Here is a 22,207-nt window from a genome sequence, read left to right as displayed (position 1 = left end):
TCAAGCGCCCCAGGCCCCCACGTCAACCGAGCCCACCCGACCTGCGGACCCCTTCGGGCCGCCTCCTGCCGTACTGACCCCACCGGGAGAGCCTCGCAGGGAGCCTCTCCCGCTCGACGACGGTCCGTTCGAGGCCGCCACGCCCTCGCCGTGGCGGCCCCGGTCGGCGCGAGCGGTTTGGGCGCCGCCGCCACGTCCCACCGACCCCACAAGCGCATCGCGTACGCCTCGTGCGCGGGCGTCACCCTCGCCTTGGTCGCCCCAACGAGAGTCGGCAGACTGCCACCTGGCGGTTCGATAGGTTACTTTGCGCCAGTAGCCAGATCACCATGCTGCACGGCACGTGCATCAACGCAGGTCAGCGGTCGAGTACCCGGAGAGGCGGTCCGGGCGGGAAGCTACCGGCAAAGTGCCATGTTGCTAACCGACCTATGTTTCTCTGCACAGAGCATCACGCATCGGGCAGAATCGAACCGACGGCGGTTTCGAGGACGGCAGATGATGCTTCGACGACCCTGGTCCACCGGCGGAACGCGGCTCGTGTACCGCCTGCTCCTCGCCGTGGACCTGGAGAAGTACAGTCACCTGGACGCGCAGCGGCAACTCGCCGCCCAGAAGGACCTCCGCAGGCTGCTCAACGGCTGCGCGAGAAGGACCGGCCTGCGCACCAACGACTGGTACCGCCAGCCCGGCGGGGACGGGGAACTCGTCGTCATGCCCGCCGACGTCGACATCCCCCACGTCGTGGGCGCCTTCACGTCCGACCTCGAATGCGCGCTCGCCGAGCTCAACAGGGGGCGGGCCACCCGCCTGCGCATGCGGCTCGCCCTCCACCACGGCACCGTGATCGACGGGCCGCTCGGCCCGGCCGGCGACGCCCCCGTCGTGGTCTCCCGGTTACTGGACTCCGCGCCGCTGCGCGAGCACCTCACCGAGCACCAGGACCGCGACCTCGCCCTGGTGGTGTCCGACACCCTGTACAAGGACGTCGTGGGCAGCGGCTTCTGCGCCCTGAAGCCCACGGACTTCTCCCGGCTGGAAGTAGTGATCAAGGAGAAGCCGTACAGCGGCTACATCCACGACGACAGGCTGCAGCCGCGAGAACTCCCCCTCCCGGCGCCCGCCGCATGACGATCAGTCCGTCCCGTCGCCGTACCGCCTGCGTATGGAGCGCCGAAGAAGCAGCCACTCCACGCTCGAAATCGTCAGGACGGCGCTCAGGCGATCCGTGGAATCCCGCATCAGAACGGATTCCCCGTCACAAGCGATCTCGACGCAGTTGCCTCCACCGCTGCGACTGCTCTTTCTCCAGACCACCCGCGATCGTTTCGTCCTGTCCACACTGGCCCCTTCCAACCGCCGGCCTTCACGGCGCGGCTGTCAGAATTCCGGGGCACAACCTTGGAGGCGTCCTCGCAGGCCAATCAGGATGCGAACGGCGACCTTCTGTTCGGGCGAACGTCCTCACGCTCGGCCATGCCCTTCGGCGCACGATCCCAGGCACACCACAGTCCTGTGTCGTGCTCTGTCAATGTGAGAGTGTAAGTGTTCACCGAAGATCAAGCCATAGGTGGATCACTCGCCCCGCGCCGCTGCCGGCGTCGAGGAGCCTCAGAGCGATTCCGCGACCGTGTTGAGCAGCACGGCCGAGCCTTCCGGACCAAGCGAAATACGGCGCAGCACCTCGAACTTCTCGCGATAGCGGACGATGTCCTCGCGATAGTCGCGACCGATCAGTTCACCCTGCGCGCCTTCCAGATACAGCACGTCGTCGTCTTCGGCTTCGACGAACTCAAGGAGCTTGAACGGCCCGCTCAGCCCCGGATGGGCGCCCCGGTCGAGCGGAACGATCTCGATGGTCACGTTGGGCCGCTTCGCCATCTCCAGCAGGTGCGACAACTGGGCGCGCATCACCGCGGCGCCTCCGACCAGCCGACGGATCGCCGCCTCGTCGATGACGAAGTAGAACCTGGGGGGCGCGTCCCCCTCGAAGATCTCCTGCCTGCGCAGGCGCACCTCGACCAGTTCGCTGATCTGCTCGGGAGCGTCCTCGCCGCGCAGGTTCGAGAGGATCTCCTTGGCATAGGCGCTGATCTGCAGGAGGCCCGGAACGAGCAGAGGATCGAACTCGCGGCAGGCGCCGGCGGCCGACTCGAAGCCGATGAGCTCCGCCATCTGCGGGCTGAGGACCCTGCGATAAGCGCTCCACCAGGCCGTTTCACGGGCCGCGCGCGCCAGCCCCAGAAACTCGTCGTACCGTTCCGCCGGCACTCCATACTGCTGCAACATGACGCGGACGTCGCTCACCGCGACCCGGACCATCCCGCCTTCAATGCGGATGATTTTCGAAAGTGACCATTCCAGGGCCTTCGCCGCCTGCTCCTGCGTCAGCTCGGCGGCCTCACGGGCCCTGCGGAGCTCTACCCGAAGGCGTCGCTGGTGAACAGTCGGACTGTCCGGCATGCCCTACACCTTCCACTTCTCTGCCAGAAGGCAGAGTGCAACCTTTCAAAGCGCCTAGGTCGCAAAGACTAGTGCACCACCAACCGCATGTGGTCGGTTCACGCCCGAGGATTTGCCCAACCTCGACGACTCAGCGTCCCCAAAAGAACACAAACCGCCACACACGACCTGTCCAATACCCACACTGCCAAGGAGCCGCAATCCAGGCTCCAGCGACTCACCAGCATCCCTAACCCGCTGTCGTGACCCGCCGGGTACCGAGAACCTCGCTATAGGGTTCGAAAGCACCCACCGGAGGGTCACAGTCCAGGCGACGCTCTGTCGTCTGCAGAGAAAGAAGCCGATGAGCACGGCAACCGACGTCGACGCCTTGCGGCGCATGATGGCTTCAGCCGCTACGCGTGGGGAATGGCGCTGCGCTGACCCCCGGCGCCGACTCCTCAGAGCCCATTGCGACGGAGGACGCTGCTCAGGACGCCGGTGTTCCGCGCCTCGACAGCCTCCAAGAGTCGTTCGCCGTAGGCGCAGAGGCTGGCCTCCCACGGATGTCCGAACGTCCCGAACGAGAGATCCTGCGACAGGAAGATGTAGTAGTCGTCGTCAGGAAAGACGGGGACGACCCAGGAGTTGTAGTCCTCCGGCTCGCTCAGGCGGTGCGGCCAGAAGCGGTAGCAAGGGTGCGGCCAGTCCATGACGTAGAGCCACTCGTCCCGATCGACGCAAGCCTTGAAGGCTTCATGGAACAGGACGTTGACGTCGCCAGGCTCAACGGCGAGGTACCAGTGCCACTCTGAGAGAGTAGGACGTTCCCGGGCAAGATCCCACGTCACCGACGGGGAAGGCTCCAGGATGCCCCTCCGCGGATCCGGCCGGCCAGAGGGACGAAACGACGTCAACTCCTCGAAGGCACGCCAGGCCCCATCCTGATCCGAATCGGAGAGCCGGACCCATGCCGGCAAGTCTTCCGCCATCATCCCTCCAGAGGTCCGGCTGGACATTCTCACCCAACCTCGGCGCCCAGGCATCTCCCCTAAGAGAGGAGACGCGCAGGACGCTCGCCCGGGTAGGGGCGTCCTAGGGTTCTCGGGTGCGCATGTATCTGTCCTCCTGGCGGACCGGACAGCATCCGGAACGGATGCTGCGACTGCTGGAGAGTCCCGCCGGGGCCCGGACGGCGGTGATCGCAAACGCCGTCGACGCCCTGCCCGGCACCGAGCGCCGAGCCGCGGTCGAGCACGAGATCCACGCTCTCACCGCCCTCGGCCTCCGACCTGTCGAAGTCGATCTGCGGACGTACTTCGACCAGGACCCAAGCCGCGTCGCTGCCGCGCTCCGAGGTTTCCCTCTCCTCTGGGTCCGCGGAGGCAACGTGTTCGTCCTCCGTCACGCTCTGGCGAAGAGTGGCGCCGACCGCGCCATAACCGAGCTCCTGCAACAGGACGCCGTCGTCTATGCGGGTTACAGCGCCGGCGCCTGCGTCCTGGCCCCAGACCTACACGGGCTGGAGCGATGCGACAGTCCCCAGGCTGTGCACAGCGCCTATGGCGCACCGGCCCGCTTCGACGGCCTGGCCGTCCTCGACTACGTCGTGGTGCCGCACATCGACTCCCCCGGACATCCCGAGACCGAGATCCTAGGAGCTGTCGCTGACCACTAACGCTCCCAGGGCATCGCCCACCACACGCTGCGCGATGGCGAGGCCATCGTGATCGACTCCCCCACTGGCGACTGACCAATCCCTGCGGACATAGGCAGCTCAGCCGTCGAGGATGCCGTTCAACTCGGTGAGGATGTCCTGCCAACTCGGCATGCGCGCATGTGAAGGGGCGGCCGGGGCGAAAAGGATGTGGGCGCCCATCGAGCGGAGGGCGTCCAGGTTCCGCCCGAAGGCCACGTGGGTGGCCAGTTCCGCCTTGACCTGCGGGACCGCGAGTATCGGCACGCCCATGCCGAGGTGCTCGCACAGCATGCCGACCGCGACCGTGTCCGTGATGCCGAGCGCCCATTTGTTGATCGTGTTGAACGTGGCCGGAGCCACCACGATCGCGTCCGCGAGAGGCAGCCCGTTCGACGTCTCGTGCGGCTGCCGGAAGTCGGTCCGCACCGGGCCGCCGGTCAGGGCCGCGAGCCGGTCCATGTCCAGGAACTTGGCCCCCATGGGGGTCGCGATCACCCGGACATGCCAGCCCGCGCCTTGGGCCAGCCGCACGAAAGCCTCCAGATCGGACGCCGCACCAGCCCCGCACACGACCACGTAGAGCACCTTCGCCGAGGTCATCGACCTGCCTCCCTCCTGCGCGTGTTCTCTGCGGACCAGCAATGAGCATGGCATCCGTCCTGACCCGCTCGGAATCGGCCCCAAGCACAGCGCGCAGGTAGATCAGCCACAGATCACGCGCGAATGCCGCCGCTGGCGCCGTTGACGATCAGGCTTGAGATGCCGCCCGCGAAGCACAACAGCCCGAGGCAGAAAGCCGCGATACCTGCCCTGCGGGCAAGCTGCCGGCCAGTGACGGGGCTCATAAGGGAGTCTCCTTTGCACGCGCTCTGAAACGCTTTTCTCTTGCGACCGTCCGAGCGCGCGCTGCTGTGACAACGCAGCGGCAAGGGCCGTCCTTGCGACGCCTCGCCGCTCAGGGCCGAGCAGCGCGTCCAGACCGAGCGACAGCCGACACGGAATTGCCGCAACCACCCCGCCGGAACGAAAGGCTCGGCTAAAGCTCGACGGACGTCGGCTCTGCTCGAGAATGTGCGCGGGCCCGAAAAAACCAGTGCGCGGCGACCAAAAGAACAACGCCGACGGGATACCAGGCGACATCAACCGGGTCGAACCGGCCTCCTAGCAGCTGGCGCACGATCCAGCCGCGTTGGGAAAGCGCCTCCGGTACAGGCGTGAGCTGTGCGAACTCGATGAGCCAGCAATAGGCGATCGCAGCAGCGCCGGCAGCCAGTGGGGAGATCGACGGCCTTATGAAGATCACTATCGTGTAGACGATGGCGGCGGACAGCGCGGCGCCTGAGTACTGCTCGACGGGCCCGTCCAGCGCGGCCCGGATCGCGTAGGCCGCGCCCGCGAAACCGACCGCCGTGACCACCATCAGCGGCCGGATCCACCGCGCTGCGAGCGACATCGCGCGATCATACTGACTGAGCGGACTGGAGGGACCTGGACCCGGGCGGCCGCGTGGTCAGCGTCTGCGCTCGATGAAAGGGGCGCCGGCGAGGGAACTAGGCAGGCCGGTCGACCAGATCGAGCGCGTTCCCGGCACTCGGGCCAGGTCACGGATCCAGACGGCGGTGCCGGGGCGTCCCGCGCCGCTTTCGGTGGTCCAGCTACCGCCGCTGTAGTGCAGGTAGCTCTTGTCGTCGTCGACCGTGCTCACCGAGACCCAGGCGCCCTGGTCACCATCGCTGGCGAGCGTGGGGAAGTGATAGGCGAACGGGGACGCGGGGATCGTCGTCGACGTCCAGCGCTCGCCGTCCCAGTGCATGAGCTCGGGAGCCGCATAGCTGGTGCTGGCACGGTAGGCCCAGACGCTCGTGGCCGAGACGGGTGCGATCTTCGCGATGTAGGTCTGCTCCTTGGACGGGTACCGGATCGTGCTCCACTTGGTGCCGTTCCAATGCAGCATGGCCTCGGCGGGACCGGCCCCCGGGATCTCGCAGGTGCAGGCGATCCAGATGTCCTTCGCCGACCGGACGGCGACGGTGGAGGCACTGACCATCGGCACCGGAGTCTTCTGGCGCACCCATCGTCCGTTCTGGAAACGCAAGGCGACAGCCTTCTTCGCCTGCGAGTCGTATCCGACCGACCAGGCCGGTCCGCCGGGCGCCGCCGAGACGATCTGCAGATACGTGGGCAGGGGTGACGGCATGGTGGGCCCGACCCCGGCCGGGTAACCGACCCTGCGCCAAGCGGTGCCGTTCCAATGCAGTGCCGGCGAGCCGCGCTCGTTCAGGTAGATGCCCCAGGCGTTCCGCGGTCCGGCGGTGGCGAGGTCGACGACCTGGCCCGTGCCCGGCGGCAGCTCCTGGCGCTGCCACTGCCGACCATTCCAGGCGAGCATGACGGGTTTTCCACTCGACGACGCGTCCTCGATCCCGGCCGCCCACGCGGCCCGCGGCCCGGCCGCCGCTATCTCAGTCACCACCCCGAGACCGTCGAGAGTCGGAGTGGGCACCTTCTCCCATTCCGGGGCCGCCGCGGTGGCGGCGGAGGGCACGAGCAGCAGGCCGGAGAAGGCGGCGGTCCAAGCAGTGACGCGAAGAACTCGATGTCCAGCCATGCAAACTCCCGGGGCAGTCTGGCGGCAGACCCCCAAGATCTCGCCGCCATCTACTGGCAAGCTTCGAGACCTACCTATCCCAAGATCACCTAAGTCAAACAGACATGGACGTTCATATGACCAATCCAGGCCACCCGCTTGACCGCACGATCCTCCAACGGCTCGAGTACCAGCACAGGAGAAGCTCAGGGTGATGGCAGTGCAGCCCGGGCACGCCACCAGCACAGGGTGCGGGGATCCTCCAGCCAGGAAATTGTCCGATCGGCAGCAGTTTCAAATACTTGGCCCACTGAAATGCCGTTTTCGACGACCAGGGCGAGAGTCCCGGGTGCCTGTGTTCAGGAAACTCAGCGTGATGGAGGGCCAGTGTGGTCGACGAGTTACCAGGGCACCACGCCGGCGTCTTCGAAGAAGGAGCCGGTCGGGCCGTTGTCGGGCAGGGTGGCCAAGTGGATGGCTATGGCGGCGCCTTGTTGGGCGGTGCGGATGCCGCGGAAGCCGTTGAGATCGGTCGCGCAGTAGCCGGGGCAGGCGGCGTTGATCAGGATGTTGGTGTCGTGCAGTTCCTTGGCGTACTGGAGGGTCACGGCGTTCAGGAAGGTCTTGGAGGGCGCGTAGGCGGCGGAGATCGGGCCTACGGCCTCCACGCCGGACTGAGAACTCTGGCGGGTGAGAGACCCGACGCTGCTGGACATGTTCACGATTCGCGGTGCGGCGGAACGCTTGAGCAGCGGCAGCATGGCGTTGGTGACGCGGATGACGCCGATCACGTTGGTCTCCACGACCGTTCGCATGGTCGCGGGGTCGACGGTCGTGGGCGTCTGTGGCATCCCACCGGTCACCCCGGCGTTGTTGACCAGCACATCGAGCCGTCCGAAACGCTCGGAGAGCAGGGAGGCCGCGGCGGTGACGCTCTCGTCGGAGGTCACGTCGAGAGGTACCGCGAACGCGTCGACCCCCTCGGCGCGGAGTTTCTCGACGGCCGCCGAGAGCCGCTCCGGGGACCTGGCCGCCACGCCGACGGTGTGGCCGAGGGCGCCGAGCCCGACGGCGATCTCGTAGCCGATTCCCTTGTTGGCACCGGTGATCAGTGTGATCGTCTGTTCGCTCATACCCGAAATCCTGGCCGTACGGCCGGGAGCACTCCAACACCGCTTGGGTAGCGTTCGATACCTCGCGGGTATTGATCCCCCGGTACGGTGAGAGCATGGAGACGCGAGAGTTGCGGTACTTCGTCGCCGTCGCCGAGGAACTCCATTTCGGCCGCGCCGCCGAGCGCCTCGGGATCGCCCAGCCGCCCCTCTCGCGGGCGATCAAGCAGCTGGAACGCCGCCTCGGCGTTCGGCTTCTCGAGCGCACCAGCCGTACGGTCGGACTCACCGAGGCCGGAAAGGTTCTGCTCAGAGAGGGCCGGGCTGCCCTCGACGCGGTCGACGCCGCCGGCCGCCGCACCCGCCGCGCCGCCGCCACGGAGCCGAAACTGGTGCTCGTCACCAAGGCCGGGGCGTCGGGTGAGCTGCTGCCGAAACTCCTGGACGCCTACGCCGCCGAGCCCGGCGCGGTCGCCGTCGAGGTCCTGCTGTGCGGGATCGGAGAGCAGGAGCGGCTGCTCCGCGACGGCCGGGCCGACGTGGGACTGCTGCACAGGCCGTTCGACTCGACGACCGGCCTGGACACCGAGGAGCTGAGCACCGAGGGCCAGATCCTGGTCCTGCCGAAAGACCATCCCCTCGAAGGCCGTACGGACCTGCGCATGGCCGACATCGCCGACCTCCCGCTGCCACGCTGGCCGCACTTCGACGGCGGCTACCCCGACGGCCCGGGACCCGAGGTGCACGACCACGCCCAGCTCCTGCAGCTGATCGCGCTGGGCAGGGCGGTGGCCCTACTGCCGGAGACCGCCCGGAGCCATCTCCGCCGCGACCTGGCCTTCGTGCCGATCCTGGACGCGCCGACCGTCACCACCGTGATCGCCTGGCCGCCGCACAGCCGGTCCCTGGCCCTCGCCGGACTGATCCAGACGGCCACCCGCCTCTAGAGCGCAGGCGGCGGCAACCGTTCGACAATGCCACCGTGCGCCCTACGCCCCGGCCTGGCGGAGAAGTCGCTATCGGCATGGAGCTCTAGATGAGGGTGCGCACCACCACGAGCATCGCAATACACCGGCAGCCGTTCGGATTCTTGCGCAGGTACTGCTGGTGGTGGGGCTCGTCGAGGACCTCGTGGTGGGGGTCAGGCTGCTGGTTCCGCTCGTCAGGACCGTTGTTCCTTTTGGTTAATTACCTGCTGATATGTTGCCTCGGTGAAGCGGGGAGTGGTGTGCGGGGTCGCGGCGTACGTGCTGTGGGGGCTGTTCCCGCTCTACTGGCCGCTGCTGAAGCCGGCGGGGGCCGGCGAGATCCTCGCGCACCGGATCATGTGGTCGCTGGTCGCGGTGGTCGCGGTGCTGGCCGTGCGGCGGAGCCGGGGGTGGCTGCGGACGCTGGGATGGCGGCGGGGCGTGCTGCTGACGCTGGCGGCGCTGGTGATCAGCGTCAACTGGGGAACGTACATCTACGCCGTCAACACCGGGCACACGATCGAGTCCGCGCTCGGGTACTTCATCAACCCGCTGATCAGCGTGCTGTTCGGCGTGGTGATCTTCCGGGAGCGGCTGCGGCCGTGGCAGTGGGCGGCGGTCGGGATGGGGATGGCCGCGGTGGTCGCGCTGACCGTCGGCTACGGGCGGCCTCCCTGGATCGCGCTGGTGCTGGCGTCCGCATTCGCGGTGTACGGGCTGCTGAAGAAGTTCGCCGACATGCCCTCGGCGGAGAGCCTGGCGGTCGAGACGGCGGTGACGTTCCTGCCGGCGCTGGGGTTCGTGCTGCTGCTGGAGGGACGGGGCGAGGCGACCTTCGGGCATCACGGGGCGGGGCACGCGGTGCTGCTGGCCGGGGCCGGGATCGTGACGGCCGTGCCGTTGATGCTCTTCAACGCGGCGGCCGTCAGGCTGCCGCTGAGCGTCATCGGGATGCTGCAGTACCTGGCGCCGGTGCTGCAGTTCGCCATCGGGCTTTTCGTGCAGCACGAGGAGATGCCGCCGAGCCGGTGGGCGGGGTTCCTGCTGGTCTGGCTCGCCCTGGTGACGCTCACGTGGGACGGGGTGGCCGCCGGACGAAGGGAAGCGGTGCCCCAAACCGGGCCAAGGGGCTAAAGTGCCGGACGTCACACCCCCGAGCGAGGGAGTCGTCGTTGCGTCTGCTCAGCGTCACCGTGTTGGGAACAGCGCTCGTCGCGGCGGGAATGCTGGCTCCGGCGACGGGGCGGGCGACGGCGCACGGGGACGGTCCGGTCTCGGTGGAGCCCGCCGCCGCGCGGCCCGGTGAGCGGATCCGGCTTTCGGTGCCGGGATGCAGGGGCACGGTGGCCGCCACTTCCGAAGCGTTCGCCGGGCGGGCCGTGGACCACTCGACCGTCGTGAGGCGCGACGCGGCGCCCGGCAGCTACCCGGTGGTGGTGCGCTGCGGATCACGCAGAGTGACCGGCAAGGTCAGAGTGGCGGGGCGAGTGGCGTGGCCCGATCTGGTCCCGATCGACCACGGGGCAAAGTAATTCGGTATAAACCGGAAGAGGGCTCCATTTAGCGGGCGTCACTCTCCGTGTTCTCACGCGCCGGCGAAAGTCCTTTTCGCGGGCCTCTTCGGCATGCCTGTAAGGCCGACTCGGACAATGAGACAACACAGCGGGCAAGTGATAAGGGTCACGTCGGAAAGGTTGAGATTTCTACCGGGCGAAGCCTTGCCGTTGTTAATTGATCATGTGATACTCCCACAGAAAGCTACATAACACCGCAACCTTCCCACAAAGCCCGAATCACTCATTCACGGCATCCCACCGCGAGGGGCGCCGTGCGTCCCGGGCGCCCCCATGCCCCCGGAACGGCCAACCGCGAGCACTGGTACTCCAACTCAACATCGAGGGGCAGTCGGTAAATGTCCGTTGACGTCGGCGCCGTCCCAGTCCAGAAGGCGAAGAACTTCCCCCTTTACCGCACGGTCGCCGGCTTCGTCCGCGACCCACTTCGCCAGCTGGAGCGGATCAGCACGGAGGGGGACGGCCGGCTCATCCGGCTCGACCTCGGTGCGTCCCACCCCTACCTGGTCACCCATCCCGACCACATCCAGCAGGTCCTGCGGCGCGAGTCGGAGATCTTCCAGCGGGACGGGGTGTTCTGGAGGCCGCTGCGCGAGCTGATGGGCGACAGCATCCTGTCCGAGGGCGCCGAGTGGGAGCACAGCAAGCGGGTGCTGCAGCCGGTCTTCACCACCCGCAACGTCAACCGGCTCACCGGGCTGATGGCGGATGCGATCAACGACGCCGTCGGCAAGCTGGAGGAGCCCGCCCGCGCGGGACGGCCGATCGACGTGCTGCCGGAGATGAGCCGGATCGTCAACGAGACCGTGATCAAGGTCCTGTTCGGCGACAAGATCTCCCCGGTCGAGGCCAACCAGCTGATCCCGACGTTCGACCAGATCGCGACGTCGATCTCGGTCCGCTTCCTGCTGCCGTTCCTGCCGCGCGTGCTCCCGATGCCGGGCGACCGGGCGTTCAAGGACGCCGTGCAGGTGATGGACGAGGTCCTGTTCGAGCTGGTGGCGCGCTACCGGGACGATCCGGGCGACGGCAGCGACATCTTCACCGCGCTCTGCCAGGCCCGGACCGAGGACGGCGCCCCGCCGGACGACAAGTGGATCCGCGACAACCTGCTCGCGATGTTCGCGACCAGCACCGAGACCACGACGCTGGCGCTGACCTGGCTGTGGCCGCTGCTGCACGACCACCCGGTGGTCCTGGACCGGCTGGTCGAGGAGATCGAGGGAGTGGTGGGCGCCGAGCCCGTCCGCCCGGACCATCTTCCGAGGCTGCCGTACGTGTCGCAGGTCGTCCAGGAGCTGCTGCGCCTGTACCCGGTGGGCTGGATGTTCCCGCGCATGGCGACCGCGCCGACGATCCTCGGCGGCGTGCACATCGAGCCGGGCGACCCGGTGCTCATCAGCCCGTTCCTCACGCACCGGCTGGCGTCGGTGTGGGAGCGCCCGCTGGAGTTCGACCCGGAGCGGTTCACGCCGGAGAACTCGCGCAGGCGGCACCGCTACGCCTACTTCCCCTTCGGCGGGGGCCCGCACCAGTGCATCGGCCGGCACGTGTTCGACGTCGAGGCGCGGATGATCCTGACGAGCATCCTGAGCCGGTTCCGCCCGGCCCTGTCCGACGCGATCCCCGCCATGCCGCGCATCGGCGCGACGCTGCGGCCGCGGGAGTCGATGGAGATGACGCTGACCCCGGTCGGGCGGAACGCGTGACGGCGGCGGAAAAGGCGCCTCCGCGTCCCGGCGGCCCCGCGGCGCCCGACGCCCTGCAGGGCGCGCGGCACGACGGCGCCGTCATGGCGCAGGCCGTGAAGTGCGCCCGCGACCTGGCGAAATGCGCGGAGACCTATCCGGACCTGTTCGACGTCAAGCCGATCGACGAGACCCTGTTCAACGCCGTCGCCTGCGCGAACGCGTTCGGGTCGCCGTGGCTCACCGCGTCCGGGATCCGGATGGCGGCGCGCACCTCGCTGTGGATCTTCGGCCTGGACTGGCTGGTGGACCATGTCGCGACGTCCCGGGACGAGGTGGACGACATCAACCAGCGCTGCCTCGCCGTCGCGGAGGGGGCGCCGCCGACGCCGGGCGACGGGCTCACCCGGTTCCTCGCCGAAATCCGGGACGAGGCGGCCGGGGCGCCCGCCTTCGCGGCGCTGCGCGACGACTGGCTGGCGCAGCTCGCGCGGCTGCTGCACGCCGGGGCCCGCGAGCTGACGTGGAAGTCGGTCGACGTGGCCTCGTGGCCGACGTTCGACGAGTACCTGGACAACGCCGACAACTACGGCTCGGCCTGGGTCAACATCTCGCACTGGATCGTGCACGCCGACCAGGGCGTCCTCGACCACATCGGCGAGCTGCAGGCCGCGAGCCGGGACGTCCAGCAGGTGCTGCGGCTGCTCAACGACCTCGCCACCTACGAGCGGGACGTCACCTGGGGCGACCTGAACGCGCAGATGCTCGGGGTGGAACGTGCCCAGATCACCGCGCGGATCGACGAGATCGTGGCCCGCTGCCGCGAGCGCGTGGGGCCGCTGCGGGACGACTGCCCCGAGGCAGTGGCCTACCTCGAACGGCAGATCGGCTTCAGTACGGGCTTCTACGGGCTGAGCGACTACTGGGGGTCGCTGTGACCGTCGAGGAGGCGGGCCCGGAGACGGCCGAGGCCGCCGATCCCGACCCCGACGATCTTTACGCGGCCGCCGCCGCGCTGGTGGACGATCTCGTCCGCCACCCGTGGGGGCGGTCGTCCCCGTCGGTCTACGAGACCGGGCGGCTGGTGGGCCTCGCCCCCTGGCTGACCGGACATACCGCAAGGATCCGGTTCCTTCTCGACACGCAGCGGCCCGACGGCGGCTGGGGGCCGCCCGACCCGGGCTACGCGCTCGTCCCGAGCCTGAGCGCGACCGAGGCGCTGCTCTCCGTGCTCGCCCCGGAGGGCGGGCGCTGGCCCGCCGGCGTCTCCGTCGCCGAGGTGGTCCGCGGCGCCGGACGCGCCCTGCGGTCCCTCGCGCGGCGGCTCGCCGGCGCCGCCGCGGCCGACTTCCCGGACATGCCGGCCATCGAGCACATCACCCCGGCCCTCATCGAGGCGATCAACGGGCACCTCGACCGGCTCCGCGACGACCCGGCCCTCGCCGCCTGGTGGACGGGCGGGCGGCTGGCCCCGCCCGCCGGGATGGACGGGGCGTTCGTCGCCGCCGCCAAGGCCCACCTGGAGAACGGCGGCGCCGTGCCGCTGAAGGTCCAGCACGCCCTGGAGGTCGCGGGGGCGTCGGCGCGGCGGGCCGGTTCGATCCGTCCCGTGCCGCTGCCGGAACCGGCGCGGGCCGTCGGCGATCTCTCGGCGGTGGGCGGGCCGGGGCGGTTCGCGACCGTCGGCGCCTCCACCGCGGCCACCGCCGCGTGGCTCGGCGGTCCCGACGGCGACGGCCCTGGTGACGAGGCCGCGCGGCGCTATCTGGAGGCCGCCGCCGAGCAGCACGGCGGTCCCGTTTCCGTCGCCGTCCCGGTGACCAACTTCGAGCGCGGGTGGGTGCTGGGCTGGCTGGCCCGCACCGGGCTCGCGCCGGCCGCCCCGCCGGAGTTGATCGCCCAGATGCGGGCGTCGCTCGGCGAGGACGGCGCACCGGGCGGCACCGGCCTGCCCCCGGACGCCGACACCAGTTCCGGCGTGCTGTACGCGTTGTCGCTTCTCGGTGAACCGCACCCGCCCGACCTGCTGTGGAAGTACGAAACGAGCACGCATTTCTGTAGCTGGCCCGGCGAGAACGGACGGTCCGTCACGACGAACGCGCACGTGCTTGAGGCGTTCGGCCATTACCTGGAGTGCGGCGGCGCAGGACCGGCCGGCCGTTACGCGGCGAGCGCGCGAAAAGCGGCGTCCTGGCTCGTCGGCGAGCAGTTGTCCGACGGCCGCTGGCAGGACAGGTGGCACGCTTCGCCGCTCTACGCGACCGCTTGCGCCGCCCTGGCGCTGGCCGAGTTCGGCGGCCCGGAATCGGCGGACGCGGTGAATCGGTCCGTCGCGTGGGTGCTGGGCGAGCAGCGCCCGGACGGTTCCTGGGGGCGCTGGTGCGGGACGGCCGAGGAGACGGCCTACGCCGTGCACATCCTGACGCTGGCCCGCCCGTCCGGCGGCGCCGCGCCCGACCCGGCGGTGCGGGAGGCGGCGGAGCGAGCGGTCCGGCGGGGCTGCGCCTACCTCAGGGCGGCCCTGCGGAGCACTGCGGGGAGCCTGACCGGCGGTCCGGGCGACGTTGACTCCGGCAAGCCGCCTCTCTGGCACGATAAAGACCTATATCGCCCAACGACCATCGTGCGGGCGGCGGTCCTGGGCGCCCTTCGTGTGGCACATCGTGACACGAGTGTTTCAGTGCGGTGAATTTCACCACCCTGTCCGAGGGTGACCTGGTTGTACGCCTGAGCCGGAAACCATTCACCTTGAGTGGGTTTGGTGGCGTTGGTAAGGTTCACCGGTGCCTTGCCGATCATCCGGCATAGCGCTACCCGCTCTCACCGCCACCAGTGTCTCGCAGCCGGGCCCAAGACCTCGCATTGCAGGCACCTTGACAATTGTTGGGGCGATCATAATGCGTTTCCGCAACTCACGGCTGCGGACCAAGATTGCGGCCCTGCTGGTCTCGCTGACCGCGCTGTGGGCCTTCGCCGCCTGGGTGACGTTGCGCGAGGGCGTGAACCTGCTCTTCGTGAGCACGCTGGACAGCGTCGTGGCCCCGAGCGACCCGCTGCTCGTCGAGCTCCAGCAGGAGCGCCGCCTCACCGTGACCATGCTCGCGTCCGGCCAGCGGCGGCCCGACCTGCTCGCCGCCCAGCGCGCCCGCACCGACAAGGAGCGGGCCATCGTCGTCGAGAAGGCCCGCAGCGGCTCGGTCCGCCGCGCCGCCGACGACGAGATGGACCAGCGGCTCGACGCGATGGTCCGGCTGCTCGGCCGGCTCGACGGCGACCGCCGCTCGATCGACGCCGGCGCCTTCGACCGCCGGCACATCATCGACGCCTACTCCGACACCATCGAGTCGATCTTCCACATGTACGACGGGACGACGACGCTCGACGACAAGGGGTTCACCTCCGACCTGCGCGCGGAGATCGCCGTCAACCGGTCCTGGGAGCTGCTGTCCCAGGAGGACGCGCTGGTCGCCGGCGTCCTCGCGTCCGGCCGGATCACCCCGGTCGACCAGATCGACATCGCCAAGGCCGTCGGCGCCCGGCGCCTCAACTACGAGCGCGCCCTGGTCGACCTCGAGGGCGCGGACCGGCAGGCCTGGGACGAGCTGAACGCCAACAAGCGCCTCACCACCGTCAGCGCCCTGGAGGACATGCTCCTCCAGCGGACGAAGGCGCAGCACCCCCGCATGACCGCCGAGCAGTGGCGCAACGCGACCGAGCCCGCGCTCGCCCAGATGCGCAAGTCCATCCAGGACGCCGGCGACCGGCTGGTGGAGCGCGCCACTCCCATCGCCGCCTGGGTCGTCATCCGGCTGCTGCTCGCCGGTGGCCTCGGCCTCCTCGCGGTCATCGCGTCCATCGTCGTGTCGATCACCACGGCGCGCGCGCTCGTCCGGCAGCTGGAACGGCTGCGCGGCGCCGCGTGGGAGCTGGCCGAGCAGCGGCTGCCCGGCGTCGTCGAGCGGCTCGGGCACGGCGAGAAGGTGGACGTCGAGCTCGAGGCGCCGCCGCTGCGGTTCGGCACCGACGAGATCGGGCAGGTGGGCCGCGCGTTCAACGCCGTCCAGGAGACCGCGATCCGTACCGCCGTCGAGCAGGCGGAACTGCGCCGCGGCATCCGGGACGTCCTGCTGAGCCTGGCCCGCCGCACCCAGACGCTGGTGCACCGGCAGCTCACCATGCTGGACGCGATGGAGCGCCGCCGCGACATCGAGACCAAGGAGCTGGAGGAGCTGTTCCGGCTCGACCACCTCGCGACCCGCATGCGGCGCAACGCCGAGAACCTCATCGTGCTGTCCGGCGCCCTCCCGGCCCGCGGCTGGCGCAACGCCGTCCCGATGGTGGACGTCGTCCGCGCCGCCGTCGGCGAGGTCGAGGACTACACCCGCGTCACCGTCCTGCCGTTCGGCCCGGTCGAGCTGGCCGGACGCTCGGTCGGCGACGTCACCCACCTGCTCGCCGAGCTGATCGAGAACGCCGTGTCGTTCTCCCCGCCCGACACCATCGTGCAGGTCGGCGGGCACCTGGTCGCCAGCGGCTTCGCCATCGACATCGAGGACCGCGGGCTCGGCATGACCGACGAGAAGCTCGCCGAGATCAACGCGCGGATCGCCGACCCGCCCGACTTCAACCTGCAGAGCTCGGTCCAGCTCGGCCTGTTCGTGGTCAGCAAGCTCGCCGAGCGCTACAACCTGCAGGTCTCGCTGAAGCGGTCCGCCTACGGCGGCACCACGGCCGTCGTCGTCATCCCCCGGGACCTGATCGTCGAGCAGGGCCCGGCGCAGGTCCCGGCCGGCACCACCACCACGAACGGCCTGGAGGTGCGGCGCCCCGCCGCGGCGCTCGCCGCGTCCGGCGTCCGCTCCGCGTCCCCCACGACGACGCTCCCCCCGGCGGGCACCGGCCCGCAGCACCCCGCACCCGCCCTCGTGGCGGTCCCCCCGCCGGCCGCGGACCCGCTGCCCGTGCGGCCCCCCGGCGGCGCCCCCGCACCGGAGCCCGAGGCCCCCACGCCCGCGCGGCACGACGACCCCGCGGACGGCGCACGTCCCGACCCCATCGAGCCGGAGGACCTGCCACCCGTGCCCGACATCTCCACAACACCGTCCGGTCTTCCCGTCCGTGTGCCGCAGGCGAACCTGGCCGAACCCCTGCGCACCGACGAGCCCGCCGTCGCCGACGAGCAGGACGAGCAGGAGGACCCGGGCCGCTCCCCCGAGGAGATTCAGCGGATCATGGGTTCCTACCAGCGCGGCACCCAGCGGGGCCGCGTCGACGCGGCGGAAGCCCTCGGCACCAACGCAGCGGAAGGCGAGGCAGATCAGTGACGCAGAAGACCGGTTCCTCCTCCGACCTGGGCTGGCTGCTGGACGACCTCGTCCACCGCCTGCCGCACGCCCGCAGCGCGGTCGTGCTGTCGGCGGACGGCCTGCTCATGGCGTCGTCCGAGGGCATGACGCAGGACGACGGCGAGCACCTCGCCGCCGTCGCCGCCGGAATCCAGAGCCTCGCCAAGGGCGCCGGGACCCGCTTCGGCGGCGGCCCCGTCCGGCAGACGATCGTCGAGATGGCGTCGGCGTTCCTGCTGGTCACGGTCGCCGGGAAGGGCGCGTGCCTCGCCGTCCTCGCCACCGAGGAGGTCGACGTCGGCCTCACCGCGTACGAGATGGCGATGCTCGTCACCGCCATGGGCCACCACCTCACCTCCCCGTCGCGTTCGGAGTCCGCGCAGGAGGGGCGCCCGGCATGATGCCCCCCGAGGATCCCGCCCAGGAGCCCTGGGCGGACGAGGCCGCGACGCGCCCGCCGGTCGACGACCGGTTCCTGGACGAGCACGCCGGTCCGATGGTGCGGCCCTACGTGATGACCAGCGGCCGGATCGAGCCGACCCGCGGCAAGTTCGACCTCATCACCCTGGTGGTGGCGGTCGGACCGGAGCCGGAGGGCGCGATCGGCCTCGGACCCGAGCACCTGTCCATCATCCGGCTGTGCCAGGCGGTGATGTCGGTGGCCGAGATCACCGGCCATCTCGATCTGCCCGTGGCGACCGTCCGGGTGATGCTCGGCGACCTGCTCGACAAGGGATTCGTCTCCCTTCAGGAGCCCGAACCGGAGGCGGACATGCACGACATCAGGCTCTACAAGGCGGTGATCGATGGTCTCCGGGCCCTCTAGGCGCGGCGTGCGCGCCCGCCGGCTCCCCACCGCGGTCAAGATCGTGATCGCGGGCGGTTTCGGGGTCGGCAAGACCACGATGGTGGGCACGGTCTCGGAGACCAGCCCCCTGCGCACCGAGGAGTTGCTCACCGACGAGAGCGTGGGCGTCGACGACATCTCCGGGGTGGAGCGCAAGACGACCACAACGGTCGCGATGGACTTCGGCCGCATCACGATGCGCGACGAGTACGTCCTCTACCTTTTCGGCACCCCCGGCCAGGAGCGCTTCTGGTTCATGTGGGACGAGGTCTCGCTCGGCGCGCTCGGCGCCGTCGTCCTCGCCGACACCCGCCGGCTGTCGGACTGCTTCCCGTCCGTCGACTACTTCGAGCGCCGCGGCACCCCGTTCATCGTCGCCGTGAACTGCTTCGAGGGCGCCCAGCGCTACGACCTCGCGGAGATCCAGATGGCCCTCAACCTGGGCCCGAAGGTTCCCGTCATGCTCTGCGACGCCCGCAGCCTCGGCTCCTGCAAGGAGGTCCTCATCGACCTCGTCCTGCACGCCATGAAGACCCGCGGCCTCACGGAGGAGCCCGAACCCCAGAACGCCTAGCCGCGGACGCCCGCGGCGACGGTCCCGGCGAAGGCGCGGAGCCGCGCGGTGGCGCGGTCCCGATGCCAGACGAGCGCGAGCGCCGAATCGGGCAGGCCGGTGAGCGGGACGAAGACGACGTCGCCCCGCACGTGGCGGCGGGCGGTCGGGACGCACAGCGGCATCGCGCCGCGCCCGGCGGCGACCATCGCGAGGGCCTCCTGGATCGTGCTGACGGCCGGTCCGGACGGGATCGCGGCGCCGCCGGGCGTCAGCGGCGGGGACTGCGCGTCGCGCCAGTAGCGCGGCGCCGGGCCGGCGATCCTGACGAGCGGGTGCCCGGCCAGGTCCTCGGCGCGGACCGACGGGCGGTCCGCGAGCGGGTGGCGAGCCGGGACGGCCAGGCGCAGCGGCGCCTCGGAGAAGACCGGGCCGACGGCGAGGCCGGGCTCACGCACCGGGGTCAGGACGATCGCGGCGTCCACGTCGCCGCCCAGCACCGGCCCGAACGGGTCGGCCAGCGGCATCTCGACCGTCCGCACCTCGCAGCCGGGGTGGCCGCTCTGGAACGCGCGGACCAGACCCGCCAGCTCCTCGTCCAGGGACCCAAGGAAGCCGATCCGCAGCACCCCGCCGACACCGCGCGCCCTGCTCCTGGCCCCTTCGACGGCGTCGAGGAGGGCCGCGTAGGCGGGCCGCAGCTCGTCCCGGAAGGCGGCTCCGAGCGGGGTCAGCCGGACGCGGCGGCTGGTGCGCTCCACGAGCCGGGCCCCGACCCGCAGTTCGAGGGCGCGCACCAGCTGGCTGACGCGGCTCTGGGAGAGGTAGAGGCGCTCCGCGGTCCGGCCGAAATGCAGCTCCTCGCTGAGGACGAGGAAGCACTCCAGCTCCCGGGTCTCCAGTTCCGGCACGCGACGCCCCCGATCGATGAGTCTGGCTCATACAAGGATGCGATCTTCGCCGTTGTTCCCCCTCGGCCCGCCCGCCAGGGTCGGGGGCATGACGGTTCCCTCCTCTCCCCCGCCGCGCCGGGGGTGGCCGGCGGTGCTCGCGGTCGCCACGGCCACGTTCCTCGTCGTCACCAGCGAGATGCTCCCGGTCGGCCTGCTGACCTCGATCGGCCCGGACCTCGGCGTGTCCGCGGGCACGGCCGGGCTGGCGATGACCGTGCCCGGCCTCGTCGCGGCGCTGTCCGCCCCCGCGCTCTCCGCGGCGACCGCCCGGCTGGACCGGCGGGCGGTGCTGGCCGTGCTGGCGGGCCTGCTGGCCGCGGCCGACCTCGGCTCGGCGATCGCCCCCGGGCTGCCCGCGCTGCTGGCGTCGCGGGTCCTGGTCGGCGTGGCGATCGGCGGCGTGTGGGCGATCGCCGGCGGGCTGGCGGCACGGCTGGTGCCGGAGCGCTCCGCCGGCGCCGCCACTTCGGTGATCTTCGGCGGAGTGGCGGTGGCGTCGGTGGCGGGGGTTCCGGCCGGCACGCTGATCGGCGACCTCGCGGGCTGGCGGGCGGCGTTCGCCGCGGCCGGAACGCTGTCGCTGGTCGCCTGCGCCGCGCTCGCCGCGCTGCTGCCGCCGCTGCCCGGAACCGGCGCGGCGGGTCTGGCCGCCATGCCGCAGGTGCTTCGCGCGCCCCGCGCGCAGGCCGGACTCCTGGTGACGTTCCTCCTGGTCACCGGGCACTTCGCGGCGTACACCTACGTGCGTCCCGTGCTGGAGCGGGTGTCCGGCGTGGACCCGGACCTGATCAGCACACTGCTGCTGGTGTACGGCGTGGCGGGCATCGCGGGCAACTTCACCGCGGGCACGGCCGCCGCCCGCGCCCCGCGCCGCACCCTGATCCGGATCACCGTCCTGCTCGCACCGGCCGTCCTGCTGTTCCCGCTGGCAGGCCGATCCCCGCTTCCAGCGATCGTGCTGCTGGTCCTGTGGGGGGTCGCCTACGGCGGAGTGTCGGTGACGCTGCAGAACTGGCTGCTACAGGCCGTGCCCCCGCACGCCGCCGAGCCGGCATCGGCACTGTTCGTCGCCACCTTCAACCTCGCCATCTCCCTGGGAGCCCTGGCAGGCGGCCAGATGACCGACACCACAGGCGAAACCGGCGTCATGTGGCTGGGCGGAACCCTAGCCGCCCTAGCCCTGGCCACCGCCGCAACCACCAGGCGACCTCTACGGCAGCGAGCACCGCAATAGACACCGCGCCGACCTCAGCCCCCACCGCAACCACGCGACAACCTCAAGGGCCGCGATCGCGTCCGAAGGCAGGTTCGAGCTTGCGAGAACCTGATCGCGCAGCGAGCCGCAAGGCGAGACGGAGCGATGCCAGCGATCGCCCGCGTTTTTCGACGATGGAGGGCCTTCAGGGCCCGAAGGAGGAGAAAGACGCTATCCAGTACGAGTAATTACGTAGTCGCAGAGGTTGGTGAGGGCTTCGCGGGCGGGGATCTCGGGGAGGGTGAGGAGTTCGTTGCGGGCGTCCTCGGCCCAGCGGCGCAGGTCGGCGCGGGCGCGGTCCATGGCGGGGTGGGCGCGCAGGAGTGTGAGGGCCTCGGCGTGGAGGGCGTCGTCGGTGAGGTCCTGGGTGAGGAGCTCGCGGAGGCGGGCGTCGTCGGGGCCGGAGCCGATGCCGGCGAGGACGTGGTGCGTCGGGAGGGTGCGGATGCCTTCGCGCAGGTCGGTGCCGGGGGTCTTGCCGGACTCCTCGGCCTCGGAGGCGACGTCGAGGATGTCGTCGGACAGCTGGAAGGCGATGCCGATCTTCTCGCAGGCGGAGGTGACGGTGTCGACGACGTGGGCGGGGGCGCCCGAGAGCAGGGCGCCGAACTGGCCGGAGACGGCGATCAGGGAGCCGGTCTTGTCGGCGACGACCTGGAGGTAGTGCTTGAGGGGGTCGGCGTCCTCGCCGGGGCCGACGGTCTCCTGGATCTGGCCGCGGACCAGGCGGGCGAAGGCGCGGGCCTGGATGCGGACGGCCTCGGGGCCGAGGTCGGCGAGCAGGTCGGACGCGCGGGCGAACAGGTAGTCGCCGGTGAGGATGGCGACGGTGTTCGTCCAGCGGGAGTTGGCGGACTGCTGGCCGCGGCGGATGGTGGCCTCGTCCATGACGTCGTCGTGGTAGAGGGTGCCGAGGTGGGTGAGCTCGACGACGACGGCGGCGGGGACGACGCCGGGCGCGGCCGGGTCGCCGAAGTGGGAGGCCAGCAGCACCAGCATCGGCCGGAAGCGCTTGCCGCCCGCCTCGACGAGGTGCTGCGAGGCCTCGGTGAGCAGCGGGTCCTCGCCCCGGACGCAGTCGAGCAGAAGGGACTCGACGGCCGCGAGGCGGTCCTTGGCGTCGGACGCGAGCGCGGCGTCGACGGGAAGCCCGAACGGGCCGGTCTCCTGGATGGCCGGCCCGC

The 22,207-nt window shown here is 70.4% G+C and carries 23 protein-coding genes; 13 read left to right on the top strand and 10 right to left on the bottom strand.

The features are described from left to right. Positions 1 to 498: 498 nt before the first annotated feature. Positions 499 to 1,131 (top strand): nucleotidyl cyclase domain-containing protein, encoded by a 633-nt coding sequence (locus ABD944_RS18995; protein WP_345178265.1) that lies wholly within the window; start codon positions 499 to 501, stop codon positions 1,129 to 1,131. A gap of 3 nt (positions 1,132 to 1,134) precedes the next feature. On the opposite strand, the gene ABD944_RS42445 is transcribed toward ABD944_RS18995, so the two are convergent. The 3 genes from ABD944_RS42445 to ABD944_RS18985 form a co-directional block, all read right to left on the bottom strand. Further along, positions 1,135 to 1,317: a DUF397 domain-containing protein gene (locus ABD944_RS42445; RefSeq protein WP_425550310.1), complete on the bottom strand. Its 183-nt coding sequence runs from the start codon at positions 1,315 to 1,317 to the stop codon at positions 1,135 to 1,137. Between the two features lie 294 nt (positions 1,318 to 1,611). Continuing rightward, entirely contained in the window at positions 1,612 to 2,463 is an 852-nt protein-coding gene (locus ABD944_RS18990) for a helix-turn-helix domain-containing protein (RefSeq protein WP_345178264.1), read from the bottom strand. 440 nt (positions 2,464 to 2,903) lie between these two features. Next, the gene (locus tag ABD944_RS18985; RefSeq protein ID WP_345178261.1) at positions 2,904 to 3,461 is read right to left on the bottom strand and encodes a DUF2716 domain-containing protein; all 558 of its coding nucleotides are present in this window, start codon (positions 3,459 to 3,461) and stop codon (positions 2,904 to 2,906) included. Between the two features lie 95 nt (positions 3,462 to 3,556). Here ABD944_RS18985 and ABD944_RS18980 point away from each other — a divergent pair, with 95 nt between their 5' ends. After that, a complete protein-coding gene (locus ABD944_RS18980) occupies positions 3,557 to 4,120 on the top strand; it encodes a Type 1 glutamine amidotransferase-like domain-containing protein (protein ID WP_345178467.1) in 564 nt (187 codons plus the stop codon). Positions 4,121 to 4,219: 99 nt separating this feature from the next. On the opposite strand, the gene ABD944_RS18975 is transcribed toward ABD944_RS18980, so the two are convergent. From ABD944_RS18975 to ABD944_RS18955, 5 genes are all read right to left on the bottom strand, one after another. Beyond that, complete coding sequence (locus tag ABD944_RS18975) at positions 4,220 to 4,741, bottom strand: flavoprotein (protein ID WP_345178260.1); 522 nt, start codon at positions 4,739 to 4,741, stop codon at positions 4,220 to 4,222. A gap of 113 nt (positions 4,742 to 4,854) precedes the next feature. Continuing rightward, a complete protein-coding gene (locus ABD944_RS18970; RefSeq protein ID WP_345178258.1) occupies positions 4,855 to 4,986 on the bottom strand; it encodes a hypothetical protein in 132 nt (43 codons plus the stop codon). A 191-nt stretch (positions 4,987 to 5,177) separates the two neighbouring features. Continuing rightward, positions 5,178 to 5,594 (bottom strand): DUF2809 domain-containing protein, encoded by a 417-nt coding sequence (locus ABD944_RS18965; RefSeq protein ID WP_345178257.1) that lies wholly within the window; start codon positions 5,592 to 5,594, stop codon positions 5,178 to 5,180. A gap of 57 nt (positions 5,595 to 5,651) precedes the next feature. Beyond that, positions 5,652 to 6,749: a hypothetical protein gene (locus ABD944_RS18960; protein ID WP_345178254.1), complete on the bottom strand. Its 1,098-nt coding sequence runs from the start codon at positions 6,747 to 6,749 to the stop codon at positions 5,652 to 5,654. Positions 6,750 to 7,129: 380 nt separating this feature from the next. Next, positions 7,130 to 7,861 carry an SDR family oxidoreductase gene (locus ABD944_RS18955; RefSeq protein WP_345178252.1) on the bottom strand — a complete coding sequence of 244 codons (732 nt, stop codon included), beginning with the start codon at positions 7,859 to 7,861 and terminating at the stop codon, positions 7,130 to 7,132. Positions 7,862 to 7,956: 95 nt separating this feature from the next. Here ABD944_RS18955 and ABD944_RS18950 point away from each other — a divergent pair, with 95 nt between their 5' ends. The 10 genes from ABD944_RS18950 to ABD944_RS18905 all read left to right on the top strand — a co-directional run bounded on the left by ABD944_RS18950 (position 7,957) and on the right by ABD944_RS18905 (position 18,836). Beyond that, complete coding sequence (locus ABD944_RS18950; RefSeq protein ID WP_345178250.1) at positions 7,957 to 8,787, top strand: LysR family transcriptional regulator; 831 nt, start codon at positions 7,957 to 7,959, stop codon at positions 8,785 to 8,787. Positions 8,788 to 9,051: 264 nt separating this feature from the next. Next, complete coding sequence (gene rarD, locus ABD944_RS18945; RefSeq protein ID WP_345178248.1) at positions 9,052 to 9,942, top strand: EamA family transporter RarD; 891 nt, start codon at positions 9,052 to 9,054, stop codon at positions 9,940 to 9,942. A 38-nt stretch (positions 9,943 to 9,980) separates the two neighbouring features. After that, a complete protein-coding gene (locus tag ABD944_RS18940) occupies positions 9,981 to 10,340 on the top strand; it encodes a hypothetical protein (protein WP_345178246.1) in 360 nt (119 codons plus the stop codon). A 380-nt stretch (positions 10,341 to 10,720) separates the two neighbouring features. Beyond that, complete coding sequence (locus tag ABD944_RS18935) at positions 10,721 to 12,091, top strand: cytochrome P450 (RefSeq protein WP_345178245.1); 1,371 nt, start codon at positions 10,721 to 10,723, stop codon at positions 12,089 to 12,091. Next, positions 12,088 to 13,008 carry a terpene synthase family protein gene (locus ABD944_RS18930; RefSeq protein WP_345178243.1) on the top strand — a complete coding sequence of 307 codons (921 nt, stop codon included), beginning with the start codon at positions 12,088 to 12,090 and terminating at the stop codon, positions 13,006 to 13,008. Before ABD944_RS18935 ends, ABD944_RS18930 begins: the two co-directional genes overlap by 4 nt. Further along, entirely contained in the window at positions 13,005 to 14,759 is a 1,755-nt protein-coding gene (locus ABD944_RS18925; RefSeq protein ID WP_345178241.1) for a prenyltransferase/squalene oxidase repeat-containing protein, read from the top strand. Before ABD944_RS18930 ends, ABD944_RS18925 begins: the two co-directional genes overlap by 4 nt. Positions 14,760 to 14,967: 208 nt before the next feature. Further along, positions 14,968 to 17,394: a sensor histidine kinase gene (locus tag ABD944_RS18920; protein WP_345178239.1), complete on the top strand. Its 2,427-nt coding sequence runs from the start codon at positions 14,968 to 14,970 to the stop codon at positions 17,392 to 17,394. Further along, positions 17,391 to 17,816 (top strand): roadblock/LC7 domain-containing protein, encoded by a 426-nt coding sequence (locus ABD944_RS18915; RefSeq protein ID WP_345178237.1) that lies wholly within the window; start codon positions 17,391 to 17,393, stop codon positions 17,814 to 17,816. The genes ABD944_RS18920 and ABD944_RS18915 overlap by 4 nt, the downstream gene beginning before the upstream one ends. Continuing rightward, positions 17,813 to 18,241, top strand: coding sequence for a DUF742 domain-containing protein (locus tag ABD944_RS18910; protein WP_345178235.1), 429 nt, complete (start codon positions 17,813 to 17,815; stop codon positions 18,239 to 18,241). The genes ABD944_RS18915 and ABD944_RS18910 overlap by 4 nt, the downstream gene beginning before the upstream one ends. Further along, positions 18,222 to 18,836, top strand: a complete 615-nt coding sequence (locus ABD944_RS18905; protein WP_345178233.1) for a GTP-binding protein — start codon at positions 18,222 to 18,224, stop codon at positions 18,834 to 18,836. Before ABD944_RS18910 ends, ABD944_RS18905 begins: the two co-directional genes overlap by 20 nt. Here ABD944_RS18905 and ABD944_RS18900 read toward each other — a convergent pair. Then, positions 18,833 to 19,726, bottom strand: a complete 894-nt coding sequence (locus tag ABD944_RS18900; RefSeq protein ID WP_345178232.1) for a LysR family transcriptional regulator — start codon at positions 19,724 to 19,726, stop codon at positions 18,833 to 18,835. The two genes, ABD944_RS18905 and ABD944_RS18900, sit on opposite strands and share 4 nt — an antisense overlap. Positions 19,727 to 19,814: 88 nt before the next feature. Here ABD944_RS18900 and ABD944_RS18895 point away from each other — a divergent pair, with 88 nt between their 5' ends. After that, positions 19,815 to 21,002 (top strand): MFS transporter, encoded by a 1,188-nt coding sequence (locus ABD944_RS18895; protein ID WP_345178230.1) that lies wholly within the window; start codon positions 19,815 to 19,817, stop codon positions 21,000 to 21,002. A 192-nt stretch (positions 21,003 to 21,194) separates the two neighbouring features. Here ABD944_RS18895 and ABD944_RS18890 read toward each other — a convergent pair whose 3' ends face one another. Next, complete coding sequence (locus ABD944_RS18890; protein WP_345178465.1) at positions 21,195 to 22,196, bottom strand: polyprenyl synthetase family protein; 1,002 nt, start codon at positions 22,194 to 22,196, stop codon at positions 21,195 to 21,197. Between the last annotated feature and the right edge of the window lie 11 nt (positions 22,197 to 22,207).

Origin of the sequence: Actinomadura verrucosospora (assembly GCF_039540335.1) — a bacterium.
Taxonomy (GTDB): Bacteria; Actinomycetota; Actinomycetes; order Streptosporangiales; family Streptosporangiaceae; genus Spirillospora; species Spirillospora verrucosospora.
This window is presented reverse-complemented; position numbering and strand designations above follow the sequence as displayed.